Source organism: Dactylosporangium sp. NPDC051485 (assembly GCF_040682015.1).
Taxonomy (GTDB): domain Bacteria; phylum Actinomycetota; class Actinomycetes; order Mycobacteriales; family Micromonosporaceae; genus Dactylosporangium.
Window position 1 is genome coordinate 1 of record NZ_JBFAZW010000209.1, and the last position, 7,524, is coordinate 7,524.

A 7,524-nucleotide genomic window follows, 5' to 3' on the forward strand; every position below is an offset into this window, starting at 1 on the left:
ACGCAATCCGAAAGGACCCGTGCCACGGGGTAATAATCATTTGGCACTGGCTTAACAAGCACCCTGTTGAGTTCTCAAACAACCAACACACACCGCCGAACCTCGCCTTGTCAGCTCGGTTACGCCCGGGGCGTTTCGTTCCTATCTAGTCTAGCAGGCCCGTTTTGCGGTGTCAAGTTCGTGTTTGCGAACTATGTCCCGTTTTCGGACACGTGGCAGCTCTTCCGGTTGCCCGGTCGAGTGCCGTATTATGTCGGCAGGACGTCCGCTGCGGCTCGCTTTCGCGACCCGCGTGCCTCGTCCGTGTTCCCTGCCGGTCATCTACCTTACCCGCTTCGCGTCTGGCGTCCAAATCGCGTTCGCCGAACGTTTCTGCGGGCACGATCACTCGCCGGTCACCCGGTTTGATGATCGCTTTGATTGCGACAGGCCGTCCGCCGCGGCGCGTCTTGCGCTCCGCTATGTCGTCCGTTTCCCTGCCGGTCATCTACGTTACCCGGCTTTGGGATCACCACCAAATCGATCACTCTCTTTGGTGATGACGGCCGCGCCGGGGGCCGCAGCGACTGCCCAAGCTACGGCACGCCCGGCGGGACCGCCAAATCATCCGGCGACGAACTCGACCCCGGCGAACGTGCGCTTGCCCTTGCGCAGCACCAGCAGGCCGCCCGCCAGCGCACGCTCGGCCGGCACGACCTCCTCGGCGTCGCCGACCCGCTCGTTGTTCACGTACGCGCCGCCTTCGGCCACCGTCCGCCGCGCCTCGTTGCGACTGGAGGCGAGCCCGGCCGCGATGAACAGGTCGGCGACCGTGGAGCCGGTCGGGGCGGACACAAGGCCGGCCTCGCTGAGCGCCGCGCGGAGGGTCGACGCGGTGAGCTCGCCGAGCGAACCCCGCCCGAACAGGGCCTGGCTCGCCGCGATCACCTGCGCCGTCTCCTCCGGCCCGTGCACGAGCTTGGTCATCTCCTCGGCGAGGCGCCGCTGCCCGATCCGCGCCGAAGGCCGCTCCGCGCTCTCCTTCTCGATCTCCTCGATCTCCTCGCGCTCCAGGAAGGTGAGCTTGCGCAGCAGCCCGCCGACCAACGCGTCCTCGAGGTTCACGAAGTACTGGTACAGCGCGTAGGGGCTGGTCATCTCCGCGTCCATCCACAGGCTCCCGCCGCCGGTGGACTTGCCGAGCTTCTCCCCGGCCGAGTTCACCAGCAGGGGCGTGGCCAGGAGATGTACCGAAACACCTTCCACGCGATGAATCAGGTCGGTGCCGGCCGTGAGGTTGCCCCACTGGTCGCTGCCGCCGGTCTGCAGCTTGCAGCCGTAACGCCGGTAGAGCTCCAGGAAGTCCATCCCCTGCAGGATCTGGTAGCTGAACTCCGTGTAGCTGATGCCGGCGTCGGAGTTCAGCCGCGCGCTCACCGCGTCCTTGGTCAGCATCTTGTTGACCCGGAAGTGCTTGCCGATCTCGCGCAGGAAGTCGATGGCCGACAGCGGCGCGGTCCAGTCGTAGTTGTTCACGATCTGCGCCGCGTTGCTGCCGGTGAAGTCGAGGTACGGCTCGATGTGCCGCTTGATCCGCTCGACCCATTCCGCGACGGTGTCCGCCGAGTTCAGCTGCCGCTCGGCCGAGGGCCGCGGATCGCCGATCAGCCCCGTCGCGCCGCCGACCAGGGCGAGCGGGCGGTGCCCGGCCAGCTGCAGCCGCCGGACGGTGAGCACCTGCAGGAGGTTGCCGATGTGCAGGCTGGGAGCCGTGGGGTCGAAGCCGCAGTAATAGGTGATCGGCCCCTTCGCCATCTCCGCGCGGAGTTCGTCGAGGTCGGTCGAGAGCGCGATGAGGCCGCGCCACTGCAGGTCTTCGAGGACATCGGTCATGGCGCCGATTGTTCCACCCGCTCCCGGCCAGGCCCCACCCCGTTACGGTCCCCTGGGTGACCGGGTTTTTGTCATACCCGGCCGCTAGGGTTGGGTCATGGCAGTCGTGAAGATCAACGCGATCGAGGTCCCCGAGGGCGCGGGCCCCGAACTGGAGCGCCGCTTCGGCGCCCGGCACGGCGCGGTCGAGGACGCACCCGGCTTCCTCGGCTTCGAGTTGCTGCGCCCGACCGCCGGCGAGACGCGCTACTTCGTCTACACCAAGTGGGAATCCGAGGAGCACTTCCAGGCGTGGGCCAACGGCCCGGCCCGCGAGGCCCACTCCGGCGAGCGCGCCAAACCCGTCGCGACCGGCTCCAGCCTGCTGGAGTTCGAGGTCGTCCAACACGCGGACCCCCGGCCCTGACATGGCCCGCTTCGTCCTCTTCCCCGGCCGGCACCACCTGCTGACCCGCTTCCAAGCGGTCTACCTGCGCGGTCTGGTCGAGGACGGTGCGGGTGAAGACCTTCAAAGCGCGGGACTCGGCACCGCGACAACGATCGTGTGGGCGGTGACCAGCGCCAACCACCAGAACACCAAGCGCAACCCGCTCCCCTACGACCGCCGGGAGGCGGCCATCGAGCGATTCAGCGTCGAGGAGGGCTTGCGCTCCCTGGTCGTCCCCGTCTTCGACGCGGCACGCACCGACCGGTTCGCCGAGGTGACGCTCAAGAGCGTGGAGTCGGTCCTCGGTCACCGCCTCACCCCGGCCGACACGGTGGTCGCCTGCTCCACGCCGGAGGTCGCCGCGCTCTACTCGGCCCTGGGCTTCTCCATCGCCCTCGTCGAGGCCGACCCTGACTTCGCCTCGCCGGTCACCCCGGCGCCCCGCCCCGCGGACGCCCCGACGGCTCGCCCGGCGGATGCGCAAGCGGCCTCGTCTCCAGGCGGCCAAGCCGCTCGCTTCCGGACCGCCGAGGCCGCCCGACCTCGGGATGCGCAGGCGGCCCAATCTCCAGGTGCCCGAGCCACCGGCTCTCCGGGTGCCCGGGCGGTCCAAGCGCCGGGTGCACAGGCGGCCGGCGCGAGCGGTGTCGGAGGCGATGCCGCCGTCGGCCAGACGGACGCCGGCCCGGCTCCCTTGCGGCCGTGGGACGTGCTCCTGCGCGTGGCCTCCGGCGACCCGGCCTGGCGGGAGCTGGCCCACCCGGCGACCGTGGACGTGTACGACCGCTATCGGCTCGACGAGCAGGTCGCGATGGTGGTCAACGACCCGGTCGTCGGCGAGGAGGGCGGGCTCACCACGACCCGCGACTACCGCACCTACGCGGAGGCGTTCGAGGCGAGCGCCGAGCGCAAGTGGCAGACGGTCCGCGCTCACGTGCGCCCGGGCCGGATCGTCGACGTCGGCTGCGGCGCCGGCGCGGTGCTCGCCCTGGCCGACCGCGAGCCGGCGCTGCGCGAGAGCGACCTGATCGGTGTCGAGGTCGCCCGCCACCTCTACGAGGAGTGCGTGCACCGCAAGGCCCAGGGCTGGTTCAGCAACCCCAACGTCTACTTCTACTGCCGCAACGTGCTGGGCGGGGCCGTCTTCCCGCCTCGCTCGATCGACACCACGCTGACCTTCGCCCTGACCCACGAGATCTGGTCGTACGGCGACCGCATGGCCTCCCTGCGTGCCTTCGCCCGGGCCATCTACGACCAGACCGTCCCCGGCGGCGTCTGGATCAACTCCGACGTCTGCGGCCCCGACGACCGTCTCCGCCGCGTTCGCCTCACCCTGCAGGGTGGCCCCACCCCGCCGGTGCCCGGCGCAACGGCCGCCGGCAGCCCGGCGGTGCCGTCGCTGGACGGGCTCTCGCGGGACGAGATCGCCGCCCTGGTCGCCGGGTTGCCCACCCGGGCCCGCCTCGACCGGTTCGCCGCCGATTTCCACTTTCCCTTGGAGTACAAGGACCTGGGCGACCCGGCCAACCCCGGGGCCGTCGAGATCGCGCTCGGCGACGCCATGGAGTTCCTCACCCACAAGGACTATCCGGACAACTGGCTGTCGGAGGCCCACGAGCAGTTCTGCGGCCTGGAGTTCGCCGACTGGAAGTCCCTGCTGACCGACGTCGGCTTCGAGGTCGACCCGGCCTCCCACTCGTGGCGCAACGACTGGATCGTGGACAACCGCATCCGGCCCTACGCGCAGCTGTCCACACTGGACAGCACACCGCTCGGCTGGCCCGACACCCACGTCCTGTTGATCGCCCGCCGACCGCTCAACACCTGACCAGGAGACGACGTTGAGGGCGTTGCAGTATTCCGAGTATGGGCCGTCGAGCGTCCTGCGGGTCGTCGAGCTGCCCGAGCCGCAGGCCCCGGCCGGCCGGATCCGCATCGCGGTGCGGGCCGTGGGCGTCAACCCGTACGACTGGAAGCTGCGCAGCGGGGCCTTCGGCGACACCACCCCGACCCGGCTGCCGGTGGTGCCGCACTCCGACGCCGCCGGGGTGGTCGACGCCGTCGGTGAGGGGGTCGAGGGCGTCGCGGTCGGCGACGAGGTCTTCGGGGTGGCCGTCGGCGGCGCCGCGGCCGAGCTCGCGGTGCTGCGCGTCTGGACGCCGAAGCCGCGGGCCATGCCGTTCGGCGAGGCGGCCGGCCTGCCCAACGTGGTCGAGACGGCCGGCCGCGCGCTCAACCTGCTCGCCGTGGAGAAGGGCAGCACCCTGCTGGTCAACGGCGCCGCCGGTGGCGTCGGCATCGCCGCCGTCCAGCTCGCGGTCGCCCGCGGTGTCACGGTCATCGGCACCGCCAGCGAGCGCAACCACGACTTCCTCCGCGGGCTGGGCGCTACCCCGGTGACCTACGGCCCCGGCCTGCCCGGCCGCGTCCGTGCCATCGCCCCGGCCGGCATCGACGCGGCGCTGGACACCGCGGGCCGCGGTGCCGTCGCCGACCTCGTGACGCTGACTCCCACCCCGGCCGACGTGGTGAGCATCGCCGACTTCGACGCGCCCCGCCACGGCGCCCGCGTGACGGACGGCTCCGAGGGCCGCGCGTGGCCCACCCTGATGGAGGTCGCCAACCTGTACGCCGAGGGCCGCTTCACCATGCCCGTCGAACGCGCCTTCCCACTGGCCGAGGCCGCCGCCGCCCACGACCTGAGCGAGTCCGGCCACATACGGGGCAAGATCGTCCTCACCCTCTGACCCGCCACGAAGGACCGCGCACGGCAACCACGAAGGGGGACCACAGAGGCGACCGTAGACGGCACCCGCGGAGGGTGACCACAGCACGGCGACCACGCACCGCAACACGGCAGAGGCCGCGGACGGCACCCGCGAAGGGTGACCATACGACGGGTGACCACGCACGGCGACACGGACAGCGGCCACGGACGGCACCCGCGGAGAGTGACCACGGGACGGTGACCGCGACGGGCGACCGCGGAGGTGACCGCCGACGGCGGCGGGTCAGGGGTCGAGCAGGACGACCGGGGCCAGGGCGGGGCGCTTGCACTCGCGGTTGTCGCCCGACGAGCGGCCGAGCAGGTGGCGGCCGGCCCAGGGCAGCATGTGACGGCGCACCCAGGCGAGCTCGGCGGCGACGACCTGGTGGCGGCGGCGCACGGACAGCGGTGGGAGCTCCGCGGCCCAGGAGTCGTCGAAGCCCGGGAGGCCCAGGGTGTACGCGAGCGCGGCGCCGATGCGTTCGTGGCCCGCGCCGTTGGCGTGCAGGCGGTCGTCGCCCCAGAGGCGAGGGTCGGAGGCGACCGGGTACGCGCCCAGGTCGAGCAGGATCGCGCCGCTGTCCGCGGTGACCTTGCGGATCTCGTCGTTCAGGGCGAGCACCCGGCCCCGCAGCGGGCGGGCCATCGGCATGACCGGGGCTGGGTCGGGCAGGGTGAACGTGAGGACGGTCGCGCCCTGGGCGACCAGCGCGTGCTGCATCGCGTGGATGTCGCGGGCCACGGCGGCCAGGTCGAAGGACTTGCGCAGGATGTCGTTCATGCCGGCGACCACCGTGGCGAGGTCGGGGCGCAGGTCGAGCGCCGGCTGCAGCTGCTCCGCCCGGATGCGGGCCGTGGTCCGGCCGCGGATGGCGAGGTTGGCGTACTCGACAACGCCGCCGAACTGGGCGCGGGCGACGTGTTCGGCGAAGCGGTCGGCCCAGCCGCGGTAGCCGCCGCGGCCGTCCGGGTCGTCCAGGCCCTCCGTGGTGCTGTCGCCGATCGCGACGTAGCGGCGGTACGTGCGCGGGATCATGCTTTGCGCAGCGCGTAGGCCGCGCGGGCCGACTCGACGGCGGGGAGGTGTCGCGCCGCCCAGGCGCGGCAGGCCTCCATGGCCGGGAAGAGGGTGCGGCCGAGGTCGGTGATGGCGTACTCGACGTGGGGTGGGATCCCGGGGTACGACGTCCGCGTGATCATGCCGTCGCGCTCCAGGGCGCGCAGGGTCTCGGTCAGGACCTTGGCGGAGACGCGGCGCAGCGGGACGCGCAGCTCACTGAAGCGGCGGGGGCCGTCGGCCAGGCACACCAGCACCATGCCCGCCCACTTGTCGCCGATCTGGAACGGCGTCGCGGACGACGGGCAGGCGGGATCGAAGAGGTCCGGCGGGAGGGGATCCAGCATCGGCTTACCGTAGCGCGGCCCTCAGTTACCTTGCAGTTATCGAGGTCTCCCGTTCTACCGTCCGCGGTATGACGAGTGTTGTGGTGTTCGGGGCGGGTGGACGGGCCGGCCGGGCGGTGCTGGCCGAGGCCGAGCGGCGAAGGGTCGACGCGACCCCGGTGCTCCGCGATCCATCGAGACATCCTGATGTTGCCGACGCGGTGCCCGGCGACGCCACCAGCGCCGCGGACGTCGAGCGGGTCGCCCGCGGGCACGACGCGGCGATCGTGGCGGTCTACGCCGCCGATCTGGACCCGGCCGCGTACGGGCCGGCGATGCGAGCGCTGCTCGAGGGGTTGGAGCGGGCGGCGGTACCGCGCCTGCTGCTCGTCGGCGTCGCCACCACCCTCCCCGGCGAGCACGGCGTGGCGGTCTTCGAGGAGCCGGGGTTCCCGGCCGAGTGGCGGCCGTTCGCCCAGGCCCGCGCCGACGAGGTGGCCGTGCTCGAGCGGTACGCGGGCCCGGTCGACTGGGTGGTGCTCACGCCCCCGATGGAGCTGGTCGAGAAGCCGGGCGATACGCGGTACGAAATCCGGGACTTCGGCAATCCGCTGACCTATGCCGCCCTGGCCTGCGCCCTCCTGGACGAGGCCGCCGAAAGCCGGCACCACCGCCGGCAGATCGGCATCTCGGGCGGCTGACCGGCAACCGACGGATCCGATAGGTCCGGGCACCCAGTGTCCGGACCTATCGGATCCCCAACTAGGGGGCGTATCAAAGTCTGTGTCATCAAAGCTGCTGGCCCTCCGTAGTAGGTGTCGTCGCGGGTGTCCGGCTGAGCGGTACGTTGGGTAGTGTCGATGTGTGACGGGGGCGGGGCCGCGGCGTCGGGGGCCGAATCGGGCGGTGCCGTGGCGGCACGAGGGTCCGGTGTCGGTGTTGCGTCTGCCGCTGGATGTGCGTGAGCCGCGGGTGCGGCAGGTGTTGGAGCGGGTGTTCGGGGCCGCGTTCGCGGTCCGGCGGGCGGTGCAGCGTGACGCCCGGGCCCGGGTCGACGCCTTCTGGGCTGCCCGCT

7 protein-coding genes are annotated in these 7,524 nt (G+C 71.7%); 4 read left to right on the top strand and 3 right to left on the bottom strand.

What is annotated here, in order from left to right; genetic code table 11:
- Positions 1-603: 603 nt before the first annotated feature.
- On the bottom strand, positions 604-1,872 hold the full coding sequence (gene tyrS / locus AB0M46_RS50420) for a tyrosine--tRNA ligase (RefSeq protein ID WP_363348744.1): 1,269 nt from the start codon (positions 1,870-1,872) through the stop codon (positions 604-606).
- Between the two features lie 97 nt (positions 1,873-1,969).
- Between tyrS and AB0M46_RS50425 the strand changes: the two genes are divergently transcribed.
- From AB0M46_RS50425 to AB0M46_RS50435, 3 genes are read left to right on the top strand one after another with little or no spacing between them, the layout of a single operon-like run.
- Positions 1,970-2,278 (top strand): antibiotic biosynthesis monooxygenase, encoded by a 309-nt coding sequence (locus AB0M46_RS50425; RefSeq protein ID WP_363348746.1) that lies wholly within the window; start codon positions 1,970-1,972, stop codon positions 2,276-2,278.
- A 1-nt stretch (position 2,279) separates the two neighbouring features.
- Positions 2,280-4,127, top strand: coding sequence for a class I SAM-dependent methyltransferase (locus AB0M46_RS50430; protein WP_363348748.1), 1,848 nt, complete (start codon positions 2,280-2,282; stop codon positions 4,125-4,127).
- Between the two features lie 13 nt (positions 4,128-4,140).
- Positions 4,141-5,046 (top strand): NADP-dependent oxidoreductase, encoded by a 906-nt coding sequence (locus tag AB0M46_RS50435; protein WP_363348750.1) that lies wholly within the window; start codon positions 4,141-4,143, stop codon positions 5,044-5,046.
- A gap of 264 nt (positions 5,047-5,310) precedes the next feature.
- Here the strand turns inward: AB0M46_RS50435 and AB0M46_RS50440 are convergent, their stop codons facing one another.
- Together AB0M46_RS50440 and AB0M46_RS50445 are read right to left on the bottom strand one after the other, a co-directional pair.
- Complete coding sequence (locus AB0M46_RS50440; RefSeq protein ID WP_363348752.1) at positions 5,311-6,102, bottom strand: SGNH/GDSL hydrolase family protein; 792 nt, start codon at positions 6,100-6,102, stop codon at positions 5,311-5,313.
- Positions 6,099-6,470, bottom strand: a complete 372-nt coding sequence (locus tag AB0M46_RS50445) for a helix-turn-helix domain-containing protein (protein ID WP_363348754.1) — start codon at positions 6,468-6,470, stop codon at positions 6,099-6,101. The genes AB0M46_RS50440 and AB0M46_RS50445 overlap by 4 nt, the downstream gene beginning before the upstream one ends.
- A 68-nt stretch (positions 6,471-6,538) precedes the next feature.
- Here AB0M46_RS50445 and AB0M46_RS50450 point away from each other — a divergent pair, with 68 nt between their 5' ends.
- Positions 6,539-7,150 carry an NAD(P)H-binding protein gene (locus AB0M46_RS50450; RefSeq protein WP_363348756.1) on the top strand — a complete coding sequence of 204 codons (612 nt, stop codon included), beginning with the start codon at positions 6,539-6,541 and terminating at the stop codon, positions 7,148-7,150.
- Positions 7,151-7,524: the final 374 nt, after the last annotated feature.

What these genes read in the sequence shown, in the direction of transcription:
- AB0M46_RS50450 (WP_363348756.1), top strand. Translation starts at nt 6,539, where the DNA reads ATGACGAGTGTTGTGGTGTTCGGGGCGGGTGGACGGGCCGGCCGGGCG.
- tyrS (WP_363348744.1), bottom strand. Translation starts at nt 1,872, where the DNA reads ATGACCGATGTCCTCGAAGACCTGCAGTGGCGCGGCCTCATCGCGCTC.
- AB0M46_RS50440 (WP_363348752.1), bottom strand. Translation starts at nt 6,102, where the DNA reads ATGATCCCGCGCACGTACCGCCGCTACGTCGCGATCGGCGACAGCACC.
- AB0M46_RS50425 (WP_363348746.1), top strand. Translation starts at nt 1,970, where the DNA reads ATGGCAGTCGTGAAGATCAACGCGATCGAGGTCCCCGAGGGCGCGGGC.
- AB0M46_RS50430 (WP_363348748.1), top strand. Translation starts at nt 2,280, where the DNA reads ATGGCCCGCTTCGTCCTCTTCCCCGGCCGGCACCACCTGCTGACCCGC.
- AB0M46_RS50445 (WP_363348754.1), bottom strand. Translation starts at nt 6,470, where the DNA reads ATGCTGGATCCCCTCCCGCCGGACCTCTTCGATCCCGCCTGCCCGTCG.